Annotated in this window: 18 protein-coding genes and 1 tRNA gene; 12 read left to right on the plus strand and 7 right to left on the minus strand. The window is 66.5% G+C overall.

Features of this window, described 5'->3' with window-relative positions; genetic code table 11:
- Positions 1-2: 2 nt before the first annotated feature.
- The 3 genes from I603_RS10950 to hflK form a co-directional block, all read right to left on the minus strand.
- Positions 3-1,529: a Do family serine endopeptidase gene (locus I603_RS10950; protein ID WP_084440064.1), complete on the minus strand. Its 1,527-nt coding sequence runs from the start codon at positions 1,527-1,529 to the stop codon at positions 3-5.
- 191 nt (positions 1,530-1,720) lie between these two features.
- Positions 1,721-2,566: a protease modulator HflC gene (gene hflC / locus I603_RS10955; protein ID WP_068865016.1), complete on the minus strand. Its 846-nt coding sequence runs from the start codon at positions 2,564-2,566 to the stop codon at positions 1,721-1,723.
- A 4-nt stretch (positions 2,567-2,570) separates the two neighbouring features.
- Positions 2,571-3,671: a protease modulator HflK gene (gene hflK, locus I603_RS10960; protein ID WP_068865449.1), complete on the minus strand. Its 1,101-nt coding sequence runs from the start codon at positions 3,669-3,671 to the stop codon at positions 2,571-2,573.
- Between the two features lie 133 nt (positions 3,672-3,804).
- Between hflK and I603_RS10965 the strand changes: the two genes are divergently transcribed.
- The 4 genes from I603_RS10965 (at position 3,805) to I603_RS10980 (ending at position 9,686) form a co-directional block, all read left to right on the plus strand.
- Complete coding sequence (locus I603_RS10965) at positions 3,805-4,812, plus strand: Mrp/NBP35 family ATP-binding protein (RefSeq protein ID WP_068865017.1); 1,008 nt, start codon at positions 3,805-3,807, stop codon at positions 4,810-4,812.
- Positions 4,813-4,816: 4 nt separating this feature from the next.
- The gene (locus I603_RS10970; protein ID WP_068865020.1) at positions 4,817-7,090 is read left to right on the plus strand and encodes a xanthine dehydrogenase family protein molybdopterin-binding subunit; all 2,274 of its coding nucleotides are present in this window, start codon (positions 4,817-4,819) and stop codon (positions 7,088-7,090) included.
- Between the two features lie 79 nt (positions 7,091-7,169).
- Positions 7,170-8,204, plus strand: a complete 1,035-nt coding sequence (gene hemH / locus I603_RS10975; RefSeq protein ID WP_068865022.1) for a ferrochelatase — start codon at positions 7,170-7,172, stop codon at positions 8,202-8,204.
- A 66-nt stretch (positions 8,205-8,270) separates the two neighbouring features.
- Entirely contained in the window at positions 8,271-9,686 is a 1,416-nt protein-coding gene (locus I603_RS10980; RefSeq protein ID WP_068865024.1) for a cytochrome P450, read from the plus strand.
- 218 nt (positions 9,687-9,904) lie between these two features.
- Here the strand turns inward: I603_RS10980 and I603_RS10985 are convergent, their stop codons facing one another.
- Positions 9,905-10,075, minus strand: a complete 171-nt coding sequence (locus tag I603_RS10985) for a DUF1674 domain-containing protein (RefSeq protein ID WP_068865026.1) — start codon at positions 10,073-10,075, stop codon at positions 9,905-9,907.
- 54 nt (positions 10,076-10,129) lie between these two features.
- On the opposite strand from I603_RS10985, the gene I603_RS10990 reads away from it, so the two are divergent.
- The gene (locus I603_RS10990) at positions 10,130-11,380 is read left to right on the plus strand and encodes an RsmB/NOP family class I SAM-dependent RNA methyltransferase (protein WP_068865028.1); all 1,251 of its coding nucleotides are present in this window, start codon (positions 10,130-10,132) and stop codon (positions 11,378-11,380) included.
- A 56-nt stretch (positions 11,381-11,436) separates the two neighbouring features.
- Positions 11,437-12,660, plus strand: coding sequence for an NRAMP family divalent metal transporter (locus I603_RS10995; RefSeq protein WP_068865030.1), 1,224 nt, complete (start codon positions 11,437-11,439; stop codon positions 12,658-12,660).
- Between the two features lie 12 nt (positions 12,661-12,672).
- On the opposite strand, the gene msrA is transcribed toward I603_RS10995, so the two are convergent.
- Positions 12,673-13,215 (minus strand): peptide-methionine (S)-S-oxide reductase MsrA, encoded by a 543-nt coding sequence (msrA, locus tag I603_RS11000; RefSeq protein ID WP_068865033.1) that lies wholly within the window; start codon positions 13,213-13,215, stop codon positions 12,673-12,675.
- 110 nt (positions 13,216-13,325) lie between these two features.
- Here msrA and I603_RS11005 point away from each other — a divergent pair, with 110 nt between their 5' ends.
- From I603_RS11005 to I603_RS11020, 4 genes are all read left to right on the plus strand, one after another.
- Positions 13,326-14,204 carry a class I SAM-dependent methyltransferase gene (locus tag I603_RS11005; RefSeq protein WP_068865035.1) on the plus strand — a complete coding sequence of 293 codons (879 nt, stop codon included), beginning with the start codon at positions 13,326-13,328 and terminating at the stop codon, positions 14,202-14,204.
- Positions 14,205-14,222: 18 nt separating this feature from the next.
- Positions 14,223-15,101, plus strand: a complete 879-nt coding sequence (gene aguB, locus I603_RS11010) for an N-carbamoylputrescine amidase (protein WP_068865037.1) — start codon at positions 14,223-14,225, stop codon at positions 15,099-15,101.
- Positions 15,098-15,598, plus strand: a complete 501-nt coding sequence (gene folK / locus I603_RS11015; protein ID WP_068865039.1) for a 2-amino-4-hydroxy-6-hydroxymethyldihydropteridine diphosphokinase — start codon at positions 15,098-15,100, stop codon at positions 15,596-15,598. Before aguB ends, folK begins: the two co-directional genes overlap by 4 nt.
- A gap of 32 nt (positions 15,599-15,630) precedes the next feature.
- A tRNA-Lys gene (locus tag I603_RS11020) sits at positions 15,631-15,706 on the plus strand.
- 103 nt (positions 15,707-15,809) lie between these two features.
- On the opposite strand, the gene I603_RS11025 is transcribed toward I603_RS11020, so the two are convergent.
- Positions 15,810-16,133 carry an MliC family protein gene (locus I603_RS11025; RefSeq protein WP_068865041.1) on the minus strand — a complete coding sequence of 108 codons (324 nt, stop codon included), beginning with the start codon at positions 16,131-16,133 and terminating at the stop codon, positions 15,810-15,812.
- A gap of 53 nt (positions 16,134-16,186) precedes the next feature.
- Complete coding sequence (locus I603_RS11030; protein ID WP_068865043.1) at positions 16,187-16,897, minus strand: queuosine precursor transporter; 711 nt, start codon at positions 16,895-16,897, stop codon at positions 16,187-16,189.
- 193 nt (positions 16,898-17,090) lie between these two features.
- Between I603_RS11030 and I603_RS11035 the strand changes: the two genes are divergently transcribed.
- The gene (locus I603_RS11035; RefSeq protein ID WP_084440065.1) at positions 17,091-18,569 is read left to right on the plus strand and encodes a NupC/NupG family nucleoside CNT transporter; all 1,479 of its coding nucleotides are present in this window, start codon (positions 17,091-17,093) and stop codon (positions 18,567-18,569) included.
- A gap of 45 nt (positions 18,570-18,614) precedes the next feature.
- Complete coding sequence (locus I603_RS11040; RefSeq protein WP_068865046.1) at positions 18,615-19,544, plus strand: isopenicillin N synthase family dioxygenase; 930 nt, start codon at positions 18,615-18,617, stop codon at positions 19,542-19,544.
- The last annotated feature ends 3 nt before the right edge of the window (positions 19,545-19,547 follow it).

Here is a 19,547-nt window from a genome sequence, read left to right on the forward strand (position 1 = left end):
GCTCAGCGCAGGCGTACCGGAATGAAGGCCGGCGCCTGGGTGCGTCGCTGGACGCGCAGCAGCATTGCCTCGCGTCCCTCGCCGGTCGCCGCGTTGACCTGCGCCAGCAGATCCTCGACCGAGGCGACGTCCTGATAATTGGCCGACAGGATGATGTCGCCGCGGCGCAGGCCCTTGCGCGCCGCGTCCGAATTGGGATCGACCGCGCCGATTACCACGCCCTTTGTCTCGGGCGGAACGCCGAGCGAGCGAGCGATCTGCGGGGTCATGCCGAGCACCTGCAGGCCGAGCTTCTCCTCGATCGTGCCGTCCGAGCTGCCCGGAGCCATGGGTTCTTCCGCGTCAGGATCGAAGGTCTGGGTTTGCTGGCGCAGCTCGGCCTCGCTCGGACGCTTGCCGAGCGTGACGTTGACCGCCAGCCGCTTGCCGTCACGCAGCAGTTCGACCGGCACCTGCGCGCCGGGTTCGAGATTGGCGACGAGGAAGGATACCGTCTGGTCGGCGGTCACGTCCTTGCCATTGACCTTGGTGATGATGTCGCCGGGCTTGAGGCCGGCCTTGGCCGCCGGACTGTCGTCCTGCACGGTCTGCACGAATTCGCCGCGGCGCTTTTCAAGGCCGAGCGAGGCGGCGAAATCCTCGTTGATCGGGGCAAGGCCGACGCCGAGATAGCCCCGCTCGATCTCGCGCCCGGCCTTGAGCTGCTCGACGATCGGCGCGGCGATTTCCGACGGAATGGCAAAGCCGATGCCGACGCTCCCGCCCGAGGGCGAGAAGATCGCGTTGTTGATGCCGATCACATTGCCGCGCATGTCGAACAGCGGGCCGCCCGAATTGCCGCGGTTGATGCTGGCATCGGTCTGGATATAGCGGTCATAGGCGCCGCCCTGCCCGGTGTTGCGGTAGACCGCCGAGATGATCCCGCTGGTCACCGTCCCGTTGAGGCCGAAGGGATTGCCGATCGCCACCACCCAGTCGCCCGGACGCGCAGTGCTCGAATCCCCGAAGGTAACGAAGGGGAAGGCCTTGCCGGACTTGATCTTCAGCACGGCAAGGTCGGATTGCGCATCCGCGCCGACCAGTTCGGCCTCGTATTCGGTGCCGTCGGGCAGGGTGACGGTGATCGATTCAAGCTTTGCCCGGGCATCGGGCGAGACGACGTGGTTGTTGGTCACCACATAGCCGTCGGCCGAGATGATGAAGCCCGAACCCAGCGATTGCGCCTCGCGGGTTTGCGGCTGGGTGCCACCGCGCCGGCTGAACAGGTCGGCAAAGGGCGTTCCGGCGAAGGGATTGTTGTTGACCTCGATCCGCTGGCGGGTGGCGATATTGACCACTGCGGGCTGAAGCTGCGCCGTAAGGTCCGCAAAGCTCGCCGGCGCGCCTGCCACCGGCACCACGCGCTCCATCACCGCATCGTCATTCTGTGCCACCTGCGCGCCCAGAGGCTGGCCGGTGATCAGCGAAACAGCCGCGCCGCCCACCAGCAGCGCGCTCGAAAGACCATATACATAGCGCACTTTGTTCACGTCCTCTTGATCCTTATCCTGTGAGGGAATGCGCAGGCAGCCTGCCGCGTTCCTTCAACTCTGTCACAGCGGCCTCACGGCGTATCGCGCGGCCTTGCCGAATGCGGGCCCAGAAAAAGCCTTCCGGGCCTGAACGCCGATTGAACGCGCGCGGCGCTTCGCCGGACGTCGTTTGGCGTCCGTCGAACGGCCTACTTCTTGCCCCGGAACTGGCGGAAATATTCGCTGTCTTCCGAAAGCACCATCGAGCTTTGCCCCTCGCCCGACAGGAAAGTCTGGCGATAGGACTGCATCGCGCGGTAGAAATCGTAGAATTCCGGGTCCTTGTTATAGGCATCGGCATAGATGCGCGCGGCTTCGGCCTGGGCCTCGGCCTGGATGATCTGCGCGTCGCGATTGCCCGCGGCGCGGATCGTCGCGGCTTCTTCCTGACGGTCGGTCTCCATCCGGGTGAAGGCGGCGTCGAGCGGGCGGCCTTCGGGCAGGTCGGCTGCCTTGATCCGCACGTCGAGCACCTGCGCCCCGTATTCGCGCGCCTGCCGGTCGAGCGTGCGGGTGATGTTGGCCATCGCCGTGCCGCGCTCTGCGGAAATCAGCGAGGAAAAGGGCCGCCGCCCGAGTTCCTGCCGCACCACCGAGGTGAGGATCGGCAGCAGCTGGCTTTCGAGCTGGCGCTCGTTACCGGCCCGTTCGACCAGCCTGACCGGATCGATGATGCGATAGCGGGCATAGGCATCGACCTGGAGACGCTGCTGGTCGTTCGAGAGCACCTGCGTGCGCTGCATGTCGAGATCGCGCACGCGACGGTCGACCATCTGCACCTGTTCGGCGATCGGGATGCGGAACTGGATGCCCGCCCCGGTCTGGCCGTAAGGCTCGTCAGGCCGGAACATGTTGAAGATGCGCACCGGCTGACCCGTGCGGATCACCACGGCCTGGTGGGTTTCGGGCACGATCACCACGCTGGCGAGTACTGCCACCACAAGCGCGGCCAGGGCCACGCCGATCGTCTTGTAGTTCTGCATCAGAGCGTCCATCGCGTCATTCTCCCTGCGGCCGCGGCGGTTGAGCCTGCGAACGCTGCTTGAGTTCGGGCAGCGGCAGGTAGGGCAGCACATTGCCGGATTCGACGATGGTCTTGTCGGTCTTGGACAGGATCGATTCCATGGTCTCGTAATAGAGCCGGCGGCGCGTCACTTCGGGAGCGAGGCGGTATTCGGCGTAGATGTTGTTGAACTCGCTCGCATCACCCTGCGCGCGGGCGAGCAGCTGCTGGGCGACCGCGCGGGCACGGTTTATCGCGGCATCGGCATCCTGCTGGGCCGAGGACACGTCCTTGAACGCCTCTTCGACGCGGCCCGGCGGGTCGGTCTTGTTGATTTCGATCCCTTGCACGGTGATCCCCGAACGATAGGCATCAAGCCGCGCCTGCATCCGCTGGCGCACATCCTGTTCGATATCCGCGCGGCCTTCGCCGGTCAGCACGGTGTCGAGGCTCTTGCGCGCCACCGCGGCGCGCATGGCCGCCTCGCCGATTTCCAGCAGCGCGTTGCGCGGGTCCGACAGCTGATACTTGTAGAGCGCGAGGTCGGAGATGTTCCAGCGGATCAGATAGCTGAGGTCGACCAGGTTCTGGTCGGCGGTCAGGATCAGCTTTTCGGTATTGGTGCCGGGGATCTCTTCCGAACGGATCTGGGTCACGTTCTCCTTCTCGACCATCTGGATCGGCCAGGGCGCAGTCCAGTTGGTGCCCGAATCGAGCGTGTCGGAATATTTCCCCCCGACCCAGGTCACCACCGCCTGTTCGCCCGGCTGGACGAAGTGGATGCTGGTCACCACCAGCCAGATCGCCGCCACCGCGCCGAGGATGACCGGCATCCAGCTCTTGCCGCCGGGGCGTTCGGGCAGGCGGAAGGTCGGGCCGCCGGGGCCGCCACCGGCGCGGCGCGGGCCTTCGGGGCCGCGATTCTTGAAGATGTCCTCGATGCTGGCCGAGCGGCGCTTGCCTGGCTCACCCCCGCCGGGCAGCCACGGGTTGCGCGGGCCGTCCCCGCCGCCTGCACCGCGATCCGCACCGGGGCTGTCATCGCCGGGCTCGTCACCCTTGCCGGTGTTGCCCCAGGGGCTTTTGTCGCCAGCCATGGCCAGGCCGCGTGCGGCCATGCCAAGACGTTCTCTCCAACCGTCCAATCTCTGCATGAGGCTCTTATAGGTATGCCCTCGCGCGAAAAACAGGGGTTGGCTGACGGAAATTGATGGTAGAGGCGCAGGCGTCATGAGCAAACCATACGACACCCCCCGCCAACCGGATGCCGAAGAAGCGCTGATTCGCTCGGCGCTGACGGCGGAAATCAACCATCGCGTGCGCTCTGCGCGGATCATCGCCCGCCGTGCGGTGATCGTCGCCGAGGCCGGCGACCTGCCGCCTGCTGCGCGCAACGAACTCGAATCGGCGATCACGGCCGCATTGGCTCCGCTGGCGGAGATCGACGAGGTGCGCGTCGCGCTGACCGGTGAACGCCGCCGCCGCCGCCTGATCGCGGTGGGATCGGGCAAGGGCGGGGTCGGCAAGTCCACCCTGACCACCAATCTCGCGGTCGCGCTGGCCAGGATGGGCCGCCGTGTCGGAGTGATCGACGGGGACATCTACGGCCCCTCGCAGCCCAAGCTGCTCAGGACCGAAGGCATCAAGCCCACCGCCACGCCCGAGGGCGACAAGCTGGTTGCGATCGACAGCCCCTACGGCGTCAAGGTCCTGTCGATGGGCCACATCGTCGCTCCCGGCAAGGCGCTGGCATGGCGCGGGCCGATGACGGGCAAGGCGCTGACCCAGCTGGTCGATGCCGACTGGGGCGAGACCGATCTGCTGCTGGTCGATCTGCCGCCGGGCACGGGCGATGTGCAGCTATCGATGCTTTCGGCCCACAAGCCCGATGGCGCGGTGCTGGTGTCGACTCCGCAGGATCTCGCGCTGATCGATGCCGCGCGCGCGGGACAATTGTTCGAGCAGGGCGAGGTGCCGATCATCGGCCTCGTGGAGAACATGGCGGGCTATTGCTGCCCCGAATGCGGTCACATCAGCGATCCTTTCGGTTCGGGCGGGGTCGAGAAATTCGCCGCTGCACTGGAGATTCCCTTCCTCGGGCGGGTGCCACTGACGCTGGCGACGCGGATCGCGGGCGACAAGGGCGAGCCGCCGGCGGCGGGCACTGGCGAGGAGGCGCAGCCCTTCGTTGCGATCGCCGAGCGGCTGGCGCGCTGGCTAGACACGGGCAGGCTCTGAGACGATGCAGATCACGCGGCGCGGGATTCTGGCCGGGGCGGCTGCGGGCGGGGGCTTGCTGATCGCCTGGTGGCTGATGCCGCGCAGCTACGCGACGCCGCTTGTGGCGGCCAAGGGCGAGCACGTGTTCGGCGCGTGGCTCAAGATCGCCCGCGATGGCGTGGTCTCGGTTGCTGTCCCGCAGCTGGAGATGGGACAGGGCATCACCACGCTGCTTCCGCAGATCGTCGCCTATGAACTGGGGGCGGACTGGCGGCAGATCGCGGTCGAGCCGGCGCCTGTATCGGGCGCCTATGGCAACATTCCGCTGGCGAAGAAATGGATCGCCCTGTGGGATCCGAGTTTTGCAGGTCTTTCGGAACGCACCGATGCGCTGATGGCCGAACGCTTCGCCGGGGCACAGCGCTTCACCGCCACCGCCGACGGCACGTCGCTGGCCGCCTACGAACTGCCCTGCCGCGAGGCTGCTGCCGCTGCCCGGGCGATGCTGGCGCAGGAGGCAGCATCGCGCTGGGGTGTGACATGGGAGGAATGCGAGGTCGAAGGCGGCTTTGTGCGTCACGGGGAGCAGCGCGCCAGCTTCGGCGAGCTGGCCGAGGCCGCGGCGCGCTATTCTCCGCCCGATCCGCCGCCGCTGAGGCCAGAGCCCCCGCGCGAGGCGCCGCTGCCGGCCGATGCCGAGGTCGCGCCCGTCTATCCGCGGCTCGATCTGCCGTCCAAAGTCGACGGTTCGTGGCGTTTCGCCGGGGATGTGCGTCTGCCCGGCATGGTGTTCGCGTCGATCCGGCACGGGCCGACCGGGGATTCGCAGCTGACCGGCTTCGATCGCGATGCGGCGGCCGGCATCCGCGGACTTGCCGGCATCGTCGAAAGCAAGCGCTGGCTGGCGGTCGCGGCCGAGACATGGTGGAGCGCCGAAGCCGCGCTCGAGGCGATGAAGCCGCGTTTTTCCACTTCCGCGCCGGTCAGCAGCAACGAGCTTGCGGCGCGGCTCGATACCTTCCTGACCGGCGCGAAGGGCATCACCATTGCCGAGACCGGCCTTGGCGCCGAAGCAATGACCCGGGTCGACATGGGGCGCCGCTACGAGGTCGAACTGCACCACGCCGCACCGGTCGAGACCGCCTGCGCCGCAGCGCGCTATGCCGACGGCAGGCTGGACTTGTGGATCGCCTGCCAGGCGCCCGAACAGGCCCGGATCGCCGCTGCGCGCGCGCTTGGCATCGCGACCGAGGACGTAGCGCTTTATCCCATGCCCGCGGGCGGCAGTTTCGATTCCCGGCTGGAACACGACCACGCCATCGAGATCGCGCTGATTGCGCGCGAACTCGGCCGTCCGGTGCAACTGACATGGCCGCGCCGCGACGAGTTGATCCGCTCGCGACCGCGCCCGCCGGTCTGGATGCTGCTCGGCGCGCAGGTGTCCGAGAGCGAGGAAGGCGCGATCGATGGCCTCCGCCTGCGCATCGCCACACCGCCCGCCGCCCGCGAGTTCGGCAAGCGCCTGTTCGGCAATCTCACGCCGACGGCTGCAATGCGCGAGACAACGGGCGATGCCGACCCGCTGGCCTGCGAGGGCGCGGTGCCGCCCTATGAACTGCCCGGTGTGGTGGCCGAGCATGTGCCGGTCGATATCGGCCTTCCCGTGGGCCGGGTGCGCGGCAATGCCTGGGGGCCGACGACCTTCGCGATCGAATGTTTCATCGACGAGATTGCCGCGAAATACGGGCGCGAGCCGCTGTCCTTCCGCATTGCCATGCTGGGCAGCGACGTCCGGCTGGCGGCCTGCCTCCAGCGCGCCGCGCAGCTGGCGGGGTGGGATGGCGGCGCTGACCAGAGCGGTCAGGGGCTGGCGATCGCGCGGATCGGCGATGGGCCGGATGCCGCGCGCATCGCCTGCGTTGCCACCGCGCGGCAGGGCGAGGGCGGGGTGCGCGTGACCCAGCTTGCCGCCGCAGTCGACATCGGCCGGATCATCAACCACGACATCGCCCGCCAGCAGATTGAAGGCGGACTGGTGTTCGGCCTCGGCGTGGCGCTGGGCAATCCGTTCAAGCTGCGCGCCGGAATGCCCGAGAACCTCGACTACGCCAGCCTTGGCTTGCCGACCCTTGCCGATTGCCCGCAGATGCGGATCGAATTCCTGCCCAGCGAGGCGCCGCCCGCCGATCCGGGCGAGCTGGGTGCCGTGGTAGTGCCGCCGGCGATTGCCAATGCGCTGTTTTCGGCTACAGGCTTGCGCCTCAGGCGACTGCCCCTACTTTCGGACGGCATATGACCCGGACAAAACTGCAATTCTCCGTCCGGGCGACGCTTCCTGTCCGGAAACGAAACCGCTGCGAACCGTTGGGACGGCTATGACCTGGCAGACCCAGCGCCTTCCGGAGGGCCATCCCCCCGTATCGAGCGGAATGATCGGTGTGCTGCTGGTCAACCTCGGCACGCCCGACGGCCCCGATCCGGATTCGGTCAAGCGCTACCTCAGGCAGTTCCTGTCCGACCGCCGTGTGATCGAGATCCCGCCAATCGCCTGGCAGCCGATCCTGCGCGGGATCATTCTCAATACCCGGCCCAAGAAAAGCTCGGAAGCCTATTCCAAGATCTGGACCGAGCGCGGCTCGCCGCTCGCCGATATCACCGCCCGCCAGGCCGAGGCGATGGTCGGCCGCTTCGGCGAGAAGGTCGTGGTCGATTACGCCATGCGCTACGGCAAGCCCTCGATCGAGGCGCGGCTGACCGGGTTGATGGAGCAGGGCTGCGACCGCATCCTGATCGCGCCGATGTATCCGCAATATTGTGCCGCCACCACCGCGACCGTGTTCGACGAGGTGGCGCGCGTGCTGGGCGACATGCGCTGGCAGCCGGCGCTGCGCTTCGTGCCGCCCTATCATGATGATCCGGCCTATCTGGCTGCGCTGGCCGATGACCTGACGCGGCAGGTGCAGGGGCTGTCCTTCAGCCCCGAAGTCATGCTGCTCAGCTTCCACGGAATGCCGCTTCGCACGCTGGAAAAGGGCGATCCCTATTACTGCCAGTGCATGAAGACCGCGCGCCTGCTGCGCGAGAGGCTGGCGGAGCGGCCCGAATTTGCCGGGGTTCGTTTCGAGACCACCTTCCAGTCGCGCTTCGGCCCGGCGCGCTGGCTCGAACCCTCGACCGACACCACCCTGATTGCCGAAGGCGAGAAGGGCACCAAGCGCCTGATCGTCGCCGCGCCCGGCTTTTCGGCCGACTGCGTCGAGACGCTGGAAGAGTTGGCGATCGAGGGCCGCGAGGAATTCTGCGAAGCGGGCGGCGAGGATTTCGCCGTGCTCGATTGCCTCAACACCTCGAGCGATGGCCTTGCGATGATCGAGACCATGCTGCGGCGCGAGCTTTCGGGATGGATTTGACGCAGGCACCTGTTTACATCAAAGTCAGTTGCGAATCCGAACCCGATACGGAGCATCGAGACCCTCATGGCTACCCTTGCCGAAGCCCCGCGTTCTGTTGACACTGCCCCCGCCGATGCACCCCGCCACTGGAGCGAGCGGCGTCTGACCGAGGCGGACCTGGCGCATATCCCCGGCGATGCGGGCTGGCCGCTGGTCGGCAACACTTTCACCATGCTGGCCGATCCGCACGCCTTTGCCGAGCGGATGATCGCGCGCCACGGCAAGGTCTACAAGAACCGCGCTTTCGGCGGCTGGCAGGTCGCGCTGATCGGCGCGGAGGCGAACGAGCTGCTGCTGTTCAACAAGGACAAGATCTTCTCCAGCGAACAGGGCTGGGGTCCGGTGCTCGACCAGCTGTTCCCGCGGGGTCTGATGCTGATGGATTTCGAGCATCACCGGATTGATCGCCGCGCCCTCTCGATCGCCTTCAAGCCCGAGCCGATGCGTCACTACTCCGGCGCGCTCAATCGCGGCATCGCCCGCGAAGTGGCAAGCTGGGCGGGGCCGAAGGAGTTCTACCCCGCGATCAAGAAGCTCACCCTCGATCTCGCGGCGGACAGCTTCATCGGCCTGCCGTGGGGGCCTGAGGCGGACAAGATCAACGAAGCCTTCGTCGACATGGTGCAGGCCTCGGTCGCGCCGGTGCGCAAGCCGTTGCCCTTCACCAAGATGAAGAAGGGCGTCGACGGGCGCGCCTTCCTGGTCGAATACTTCACGCGCGAGACGCTGCGGCGGCGCGCGGAAGGCGGCGGGCAGGACATGTTCAGCCAGTTCGCCACCGCCACCCGCGAGGACGGCTCGCTGCTGCCGGTCGACGAGGTGGTCGATCACATGAACTTCCTGATGATGGCGGCGCATGACACCATCACCTCTTCAGCCACCTCGCTGATCTTCCACCTCGCCACCAACCCCGAATGGCAGGAGAAACTGCGCGAGGAGATTTTCGCGGTCACCGGCGGGCCGGACGGCGAGGGCAATCCCCGCCCGCTCGACTATGACGATCTGGCGAAGCTCGATCTCACCGAAATGGCGTTCAAGGAATCGCTGCGGATGGTGCCGCCGGTGCCTTCGATGCCGCGCCGGGCGCTGCGCGAATTCGAATATGGCGGCTACCGCATTCCGGCGGGCGCGATGGTGGGGATCAACATCTACTGGACCCACCATTCGGAGGAATACTGGGACAACCCCTTCACCTTCGATCCGATGCGCTTCACCCCCGACAAGGTGAAGGCGCGGCACAAATATGCCTGGGTGCCCTTCGGCGGGGGCGCGCACATGTGCCTCGGCCTGCACTTTGCCTACATGCAGGTGAAGATCCTGATGGCCCAGCTGCTCCAGCGTTACCGGATCGAGGCGGCGCCGGGCTATAACCCCGAATGGCAGGACTGGCCGATCCCGCAGCCCAAGGACGGGCTCAAAGTGTCGTTCAAGCCGCTCTGAGGCGAGGCAAGCGGGGGTCTAAACGGGGCTAAAGGGGGTCTGGCAGGGGTCTGGACCGGGCCTGGAATTCCGCCTTTTCCCCATCAAACCTTTGTTATAGAATGACTTCTTTCTGGCCGAGGCGCTGTTTTGGCGAAAAATCCGTGCGATCGGGTGCCTGCCATGCCTCCGCATAGCGCAGGCTGCACCCTGTAGGACAGCGCACCCTCATTCCGGATTCAGAAATCCCAGGCGATCCCGTCCTTCTCCCAGTCGCCATAGCGGGTGGGGGAAAGGTCGCGCGGCTCGTCCTTCAGCGGATCGGTCTTCTTCGGCGCGGGCACCGGATCATTGGTCCAGTGCGCGGGCTTCTTGAAATTCTTTGCGGCTTCGGACTTTTCCTTGGTCATATGAACCAAATGCCCATGCTGGCGCTTTGTTTCAAGGAAGGTTAGGGGCGCCCGATGGCCTTACCCCCCGGACTTCCCGTGCGCCGTGCCGCGCTCCGACTGCTCGATGCGGTGCTGCGCCGGGGCGAGACGCTGGAACAGGCGGAAGGGCCGGCGCTGGCCGATATCCGCAAGGCCCCGGACCGCGCGCTGGCCCGCGCGATTGCGGGCGAGACGTTGCGCTGGCTGACCGACCTCGACGGGTTGATCGACAGCGCGACGCAGCAGAATCTCCCCGATGACGCCAAGGCGCGCATGGTGCTCAGGCTGATGCTGGCGCAGGCATTGAGGCTCGATACGCCGCCCCATGCCGTAATCGCCACCGGCCTGCCGCTGCTTTCAGGCGGTCCGCGCAGGCTTGCGCACGGGGTGTTCTCGGCGCTGGCAAAGCAGGGCGCGAGCCTTCCCGGTGCGCCGACCCTGCCGGAGCGGGTGATCGTGCGCTGGGGCGCGGACAAGGCCGCCGTGATCGCGCCCGGTCTTGCCTTCCCGCCCGAGCTTGATCTGGCGCTGAAGGACGCGGGCGAAACGCAGGCCCGTGCTGTGGCGATGGGCGGCATCAGCCTTGCCCCCGGCCATATCCGCCTCCCGCGGGGAACGGCGGTGGAGAGCCTTGCCGGTTTCAAGGCGGGCGACTGGTGGGTGCAGGATCTCGCCGCATCGCTGCCTGCCCGGCTGCTGGGGCAGGGGGACGGGCGCAGCGCGCTCGACCTGTGCGCAGCACCAGGCGGCAAGACGATGCAACTCGCCGCCGCCGGATGGAAGGTCACCGCGCTCGACCTGTCGAAACGGCGGCTCGACCTGCTGAAGGACAACTTGAAGCGCACCGGCCTCAAGGCCTCGCCGGTGCGTGCCGATGCGCTGACGTGGGAGCCGAAGCACCGCTTCGACGCGATCCTGATCGATGCGCCCTGCACCGCCACCGGCACCTGCCGCCGCCACCCGGACGTGCTGCACCGCATCGGCAAGGGGCAGGTGGCCGAGATGGTCGAACTGCAACGCGCATTGGCGGCAAAGGCAGCGGGCTGGCTCAATCCGGGCGGCGTGCTGGTCTATGCGGTGTGCTCGCTGGAGGTCGAGGAGGGCGAGGAACAGGCGGCGTGGATCGATGCAAATCTCGGCCTGACGCCCGCCCCGATCACGGCAGAGGAATTGCCCGCAGGCCTCGCGCCCACCCTCGAAGGCTGGCTGCGCACCCATCCGGGGATGCTGGCGGACGAGGGCGGACTCGACGGGTTTTTCGTCGGACGCTGGCGCAAGGCCTGAAAAACGCTTTGCAGCGCCGGGCAGGCATGCAATCCCCCTGACTTGGGGGAGATTTCATGATGTGGCGCGTTATCGGTCCGGCCTTGCTGTTTTCGGGGGCGGCGATCGGCACCTCGCATCTTGTGCAGGCGACTCGTGCCGGCGCGCTCTACGGGCTCGGCCTGCTGATCGTCATCGTGCTGATCTGCGTGCTGAAATATCCCGCGTTCCGCTTCGGGGTGGATTACGGACATGCCACGCGCCGGTCACTGCTGGCCGGTTATCGCGAGCTTGGCCGGTGGGCGCCGCTGCTTTTCGCGACGATTTCGCTGGCCGTCTTCCCGGTCATCTACGCCGCGCTCGCTTCGGCGACGGCGGGGATCGTGGTCGCGGTCTTCGGCCTGACCGTGCCGGTTCCCGCCCTTGGCCTGATCATCCTGGTGCTTGCGACAGCCCTGCTTTTGTCGGGTGGTTATGACTGGCTGGATGTCGTCAACCGGGTGCTGGTCGCCTTTCTCGTGGTATCGACGCTGATCGTGACCGCGCTGGTTCTGCCGCGGGTGGAATGGGGGACACTGGGCGAGCTGGGCTGGGCGAGCGACCCGCGGGCGATCCTGTTCATTGTCGCACTGGCGGGTTTCATGCCGAACCCGCTCGATGTGTCGGTCACGCTATCGATGTGGACGGCCGAGGCCGAGCGCGGACAGGGCAAGGCCGAGGTATCCCTGCGCGATGCCCGGCTGACCTTTCTTGCGGGCTATCTGCTGACCGCGTTTCTGGCCCTGTGTTTCTGCATCATCGGCGCCGGCGTGATGCACGCGCGCCAGATTGCCCCGGAAACGAGCGCCCCCGGTTTCGCGCAGCAGATCATTTCGCTTTACAGCGAAACGCTGGGCCCGGGCGCGGCGGTTCTGGCCGCGATTGCCGCGCTTTCGGTGATGGCAACGACCGTTCTGGCGGCTCTCGATATCGGCGGCCGCAATGCGGCCTCGACCTGGCAGGAGATCACCGGGCAGCAAAGCGAGGCGGTGTTCCAGCGGGCCTACCGGATCACGATCCCGGCGATGGTCGTCGCGACGGCGGCCGTGCTCTACCTCTTCACCAGCACCTTCACCGCCTTGCTCGACCTTGCGACCAGCGCGGCCTTTGTGGCAGCGCCGGTCATCGCGGTCCTCAATCACCTCGTGGTGACGCGCTGTGACATGCCGGAAGGCAGTCGGCCAAGCCGGGCCATGCGGGGTCTCAATATCGCGGCCATCATCGTGATGACGAGCCTTGCGGCGGCCTATTTCCTGCTCTGACCCGGCGCCTGGTCACTTCACATATTTCTGGAACGACTTTCTCAGCTTCATCAGCTTGGGCGGGATCACCGCGAGGCAATAGGGATTGCGCTGGCCTTCGCCGTCCCAGTATTCCTGATGATAGTCCTCGGCCGGATACCATTCGGCGGTCTGCTCCTCGCCCGAAAGGCCCTCGATGGTGGTCACTGCTTGTCTGCCGTTCTCGGCGTTCCAGCGCCCGATCGCGGCCTTGGCTTCCTCGCCCTGCTCTGCCGACAGCGGGAAGATCGCGCTGCGGTACTGCGTGCCGATATCGTTGCCCTGCCGGTTCAGCTGCGTCGGGTCGTGCGTGCCGAGGAACACGTCATAGATTTCCGCAAGGCTGATGACATCGGTGTCGAAGGTGACGCGGATGCCCTCGGCATGGCCGGTCGTGCCGGTGCACACTTCCTTGTAGGTGGGATTCGCCTTGGTGCCTCCGATATAGCCGCTCTCCACCGCGCTCACGCCCACCACATCGCGGAACACCGCCTCGGTGCACCAGAAGCAGCCGCCTGCAACAATTGCCGTTTCCATATTGCTCACTCGAATTCTCCGCTGGTTTATGCCAGACATAGTCCGCGAAACCGGATTTGCCAGACGCGCGTATCAACGCCCGTCCGATATCCTCAAGGGAGAGATTGGAAGTGAAGAAACTGATCCTTGCTGCCGCCGCAGGCGGTCTTGTCCTTGCCGCCCCGCTGATGGCGCACATGCACGCAGGCCACGGCGAACACGGCGATGACCATATCCGCGATACGGCCGCCTTCATGAGGATGCACGGCGAACAGGTGTCGGCCGCGATCAACCATCCGACCCGCGCCGAAGATGCCAAGCGCGACACGCATCGCCATCCGGCCGAAGTGCTCGCCTTCTTCCATGTCGGCCCGCACATGAAGGTGGGCGAATATGCCCCCGGCGGCGGCTGGTATTCGCGCCTGCTCGGCCATTATCTGGGCGGCGAGGGGCAGCTTGTCGGCCTTTATGCCAACCCGCTGACGGCAACTTCGGACCCCGCCCGCCAGCAGCGCATGCGCGACATGGCGGCAGGCTTCCCCGCCGAGGTCGCGGGCTACACCGGCCTTCCGGCAGAGAAATTCGCCAGCATCACGCTTGATGCCATCCCTGACGACCAGAAGGGCACCTTCGACCGCATCCTCGTGATCCGCGCGCTGCACAGTCCGACCCGTGCCGGCACCGCCGATACCGAGATCCGCGCGATGCGCGAATTGCTCAAGGACGACGGGCTGATCGGCATTATCCAGCACCGCGCCCGCGCCAGCGCGCCGTGGTCCTATGCCAATGGCTCCAGGGGCTATCTGCGCGAGGCGGACATGATCGATTTCATGCGCCTGCAGGGCTTCGAACTGGTGGCCCGCAGCGATATCAACGCCAACCCGATGGACACCGCCGATCACCCGCAGGGCGTGTGGGAAATGCCCCCGACGCTCGCCACCAAGCGCGATGATCTGAAGGACAAGGGCGAAAGCGACCGCATGACTCTCTTGTTCAAGAAAGCGAAGTGATGGGTTAAGGGCGGCGGCATGACTGCAATCACCGTCGCCGCCCTTCAACTCGCCCTAGGATCGCAGGACGAAGCTGCCAACATCGCCGCTGTGAGCGCGCTGGTGGAAGAAGCTGCTGCACAAGGCGCGCAGCTGATCCTGCCGCCGGAACTGTTCTCCGGCCCCTATTTCTGCCGCGAGGAGGACGAGGCGCTGTTCGCGCTCGCGCGCCCTACGCCTGAGCACCCCGGCGTCATCGCCATGCAGGCGCTTGCCGCCAGGCTCAAGGTGACGATCCCCACCAGCTTCTTCGAGCGGGACGGGCATCACTATTACAACACCCTCGCGATGATCGGGCCCGATGGCGAGATCATGGGCACGTACCGCAAGAGCCACATTCCCGACGGGCCGGGCTATGAGGAAAAATACTATTTCCGCCCCGGCAATGACGGCTTCAAGGTGTGGGACGTGGCCGGAGAGGGCGGGGCGATCGTGCGCGTCGGCGTCGGCATCTGCTGGGACCAGTGGTACCCCGAATGCGCGCGGGTGATGGCGCTGATGGGGGCCGAACTGCTGATGTATCCGACCGCGATCGGCTCCGAACCCTATGACGCGACCCTCGACACCAGCCGCATGTGGCGGCGCGCGATGATCGGCCACAGCGTGTCGAACTGCATGCCGGTGGTCGCCGCCAACCGCATCGGGACCGAAGGCCCGGACTCCGCGGCGCAGCGTTTCTACGGCCATTCCTTCATTACCGACGAATGGGGGGACTTCGTGGCCGATTATGGCGCGGCCGAGACCGGCGTGCTTGTCGCGCGGCTCGATCTCGCGCGCGCGGCGATGCACCGGGCGGGAATGGGCTTCTTCCGCGACCGCCGCCCGCAGCTCTACGGCCGCATCGCGGAAGACATTTGAGCAGCCTCTACCTGGTCGCGCTCGGCAGTAACCGGCGGCACGCGCTCTACGGCGCGCCCGAAGGCGTGGTGCGCGCGGCAATGGAAGAGCTTGCCGCCTTCGGTACCGTGCTGGCGCGCTCGCCGGTCATCGCCAGTGCCGCGATGGGAGCCGCGCAGCGCCGCTTTGCCAATGCCGCGCTGGTGCTGGACAGCGAGCTTTCTCCGCCAGCCCTGCTGGCCGCGCTCAAGCGCACCGAGCGCGAATATGGCCGCCGTCGGGGCCAGCGCTGGGGCGACCGGGTGCTCGATTGCGACATTATCCTGTGGAGCGGCGGCGCATGGCGTTCGGGTTCGCGTTCCACAGGGCTCGTCATCCCGCACCCCGAGTTCCGCCGCCGCGCCTTCGTGCTGGCCCCCGCGCTTGCGATTGCGCCCGCCTGGCGCGATCCGGAAAGCGGATTGACCATCGCGCAAGCTCATGCCCGCTTGACCCGCTGCCGCCCCCTGCCTAGGTGAGCGCTCGCTCCCGGCCCATCGCCGGAGCGCGTGGGCCCGTAGCTCAGTAGGTAGAGCAGCTGACTTTTAATCAGCGGGTCACAGGTTCGAATCCTGTCGGGCTCACCATTCTTGCCTCCTACCGCTTCGCTGCTTGAGGATCTTTGCGCCTTCGCGGTCGCCGGGGGACCGATCGGCACTCCGGCAGAATCTTCCGGAATGGGGCCGCGCCTCACATTCCGCGCGGCAGCATCACCTTGTTGCAGGTCATCGGCACCATCCGGCCCACGGTCCAGGTTGCCTCGTTACCCTTGCTCCAGAACTGGTGGGTCGCGCTCATGAACTTGGCGCCCGAGGCGGACGGCTCGCCGGCCAGGGTCACCGGCTGGTCGTCATTCATCTGCACCATGATCCGGTTGTCATCGAGATTGTCGACCTTCAGCCGCGTGCCGCTGCCGCAGTCGTAAAAGGTGCTGGAACCCACGCCCCCGACGCTCTCGTTGCATCCCGCCAGCGCCACAGCGCCCGCAAGGACAATGATGAACTTGCTCTGCATGAAATATCCTCCCGCTCCGTTCGGCCGGGAGAATAGCCGAGCCTCAGACGCGCTCAAAGCGCGGAATCGCCGCTCCGCCGGTCAAGCGAGCGCGCCGCGCGCACCCCGAAGGTGATGAGGAAGGGCACCAGCACCAGGCTTAGTACCACTTTGGCCAGCACCTGGCCGATCAGCAGGTCGGTTATGTCGAACTCGCCATAGAAGGCGAGGGTCACGAAGATCACCGAATCAAGCGCCTGCGACAGCGCCGAGGCGACCGCGCCGCGCAGCATCAGGCCGATCGTGCTGTCCTGGCCTGCACCGCGCAACCGGTCGAAGATCCAGATGTTGAGCAACAGCGAGGTGATGTAGGCCGCCGGCCCTGCCAGCCACACCCGCCAGGTCGAGCGGTGTACCTGCTCGAATGCGGCGAGATCATCGGGCCGGAAGGCGATCATCTCCGAGGAGGCCGGAAGCGCCAGCACCAGCTGCATCAGCAGGGCCGAGAGGCCGAGCGGCAGGAACCCCCACCACACGATCCGCTGGGCAAGCGCACGACCGTAAAGCTGCGAGATTGTGCTCGAGATCACCACCAGCAGCAGGAAGGCGAAAATCCCGCTCTCCACCGCGAGATCGGTCGGCCACAGCTGCACCTGCTTGAAAGCCAGAACGCCCGCCAGCACCGTCATCCCGCCGTATAGCAGGGTGAAGACGAACAGGCCCAGGGGCATGGTCGGGGCTGGGTGCGGGGCAGGGGCGGGGGACGCGGGCTCGGTGTCGCTCATTGTTGTCCGGCCTAGCCAGCGCGCAGCCAAAAGAAAAGCGCCGCCCGCAGCGATGTCACCATAATGTCGCATCGCGGCTTGCAACTGGGCGCGCAAGCTGCCACGCCCTCGCACAATCACGCGCAGCGCGGCGCTGCGCCTGTGCCTTCTAGGATCACATCGCTTCCGGGCAAACAAGGGGCCATTCGCTGCCGTGAACGAGAGTATCACGTCCATCCTGCTCAGTCTTGCAGGGGTTCTCGCCATTCTGGCAATCGCCTTGGCGCTGTCTTCGGCCCGGCGCCGGATCAACCTCAGGGTGGTCGGCTCGGCCTTTGCGCTCCAGGCCTTCACCGCGCTCATCGTGCTGCGCACCGACATCGGCGTGGCGGTGATCGGCGGATTGTCGAACGGGGTGATAGCGCTCCTCGATTTCTCCAAGGTCGGGATCACCTCGGTGTTCGGCCCGATGGACAGCAATCCCTTCGCCAACACTTTCGTCATCGCCGCGCTGCCGGTGATCGTGTTCTTCGCCGCGATTGTCTCGATCCTCTATCATCTCGGCATCATGCAGCGGCTTGTGCGCTGGGTCGGCGGGGCGATCGGCTGGGTGACGGGCATCAGCAAGGTCGAGGCGCTGGGCGCGGCCGCTAACATCTTCGTCGGCCAGTCGGAAAGCCCGCTGGTGGTGCGTCCCTATCTTGCCGCGCTGCCGCCTGCCCGGCTGTTCACGCTGATGGCCGTGGGCATGGCGGGTGTCGCGGGCACGATCCTTGCCGCCTATGCGAGCTTCATCGGGGCCGAGGCCGTGCCCTTCCTGCTGGCGGCGGCCTTCATGTCGGCTCCCGGCGGCATCCTGATGGCCAAGATCATCATGCCCGACGAGCCCGGCGATGCCGACGCCCGTGACGATGCGGTTGCCACCGCCGCGGTGGCGCGTGCGCGCGGCAAGGCCAATGCGGTGGCCGAGGCGACCCGCGTGGTCATGTATGACGAGAACGGGCAGGAAATCGAACTTCCCCAGGCACGCATAAGTTCGGTCGGCCCGGCCTCGATCACCGAAAGCGGCAAGGCCGGGGAAGTGACTGCGGCCGAAACCTTCGAGGAAGGTCAGCGCCCGGCCAACATCATCGAGGCGGCGGCGCAGGGCACCCAGACGGGAGTGAAGCTGGCTGTCGCCGTGGGCGCCATGGTGATGGTCTTCGTCGCGCTGGTGGCGCTTGCCAACGGGATGCTGAGCGGGGTCGGATCGGGGATTGTCGCGCTGGCCGCCGGGGCGGGCGCGCCGCTCGGAGCGGAGAGCGCGGCCTGGCTTGAAACCCTGAGCTTCCAGAAGCTGCTGGGTTACGTGTTTGCGCCGGTGATGTTCCTGATCGGTATCGCCGACTGGGAGCAGGCGCAGATCGCGGGCGGGCTGTTCGGCACCAAGATCGTTTTGAACGAATTCGTCGCCTTCATCGATCTGGGCGCGATGACCGATGGCCAGCTGACCGAACGCAGCCGCGCGATCATCACCTTTGCTTTGTGCGGCTTTGCCAATTTCTCATCGATCGCGATCCAGATGGCGGTGACTGGCGGTCTGGCCCCCAACCAGCGCCCGGTGATTGCGCGGCTGGGGCTGAAGGCGCTCGCCGCCGGAAGCCTCGCCAACCTGATGAGCGCGGCACTGGCGAGCCTGTTCCTGCCGCTCTAGGGAAACGCTTGGCAGTGCGGCGCACCCGGGTGTAAGGGCACGGGCATGACTGACATTGCTTCTGTTTCACTCGCCCAGCCGCTCGAGACCATTGCCGACGAACTCGGGCGCAGCTTTGCCGAGTACGGCTTTGCCGTGGTGCGCGATCACGGCATTCCGCAGGAGCTCATCGACGAAGCCGAAGCCGTCTCCAAGGCGTTCTTCGCGCTGCCTGACAGCGTCAAGCGCGCCTACAAGATCGAAGGCGGCGGCGGTGCGCGCGGATATACCCCGTTCGGCACCGAGAAGGCCAAGGACGCTGCTGTCTTCGACCTCAAGGAATTCTGGCACGTCGGCCGCGATTTGCCTGCCGGTCATCCTCTCGCCGAATTCATGGCCCCCAATATCTGGCCCGCCGAGGTCGAGGGCTTCCGCGAGACCATGAGCGCGCTGTTCTCCGCCTTCGAGACCGCCGGGGGCCGGGTGCTCGAGGCGATCGCGCTGCATCTTGGCCGTCCGCGCGATTTCTTCGCCGCAAGCGTGGAGGACGGCAATTCGGTGATGCGCCTGCTCCACTATCCGCCGCTCGGGCCGGATGCGCCCGAAGGTGCGATCCGTGCCGCGGCGCATGGCGACATCAACACCATTACCCTCCTGCTGGGAGCCGAGGAGGCGGGCCTCGAACTGCTGACGAAGCAGGGCGAATGGCTGCCGATCCCGGCGACCAAGGGCGCGCTGGTCATCAATGTCGGGGACATGCTCGAACGCCAGACCAACGGGCGGCTGCGCTCCACCACGCACCGGGTCGTCAACCCGCGGGGGGAAGCGGCCCGGCGTTCGCGCTATTCGATGCCGTTCTTCCTCCATTTCCGGCCCGATTTCCTGATCGAGCCGCTGCCCGAATGCGTCTCTGCCGATGACGCGGCACCGCCGCCCGAACCGATCAGCGCGCACGATTTCCTCATGCAGCGCCTGCGCGAGATCAATCTCGCCTGACCG

The sequence above is a fragment of the Erythrobacter dokdonensis DSW-74 genome (assembly GCF_001677335.1).
Taxonomy (GTDB): Bacteria; Pseudomonadota; Alphaproteobacteria; order Sphingomonadales; family Sphingomonadaceae; genus Erythrobacter; species Erythrobacter dokdonensis.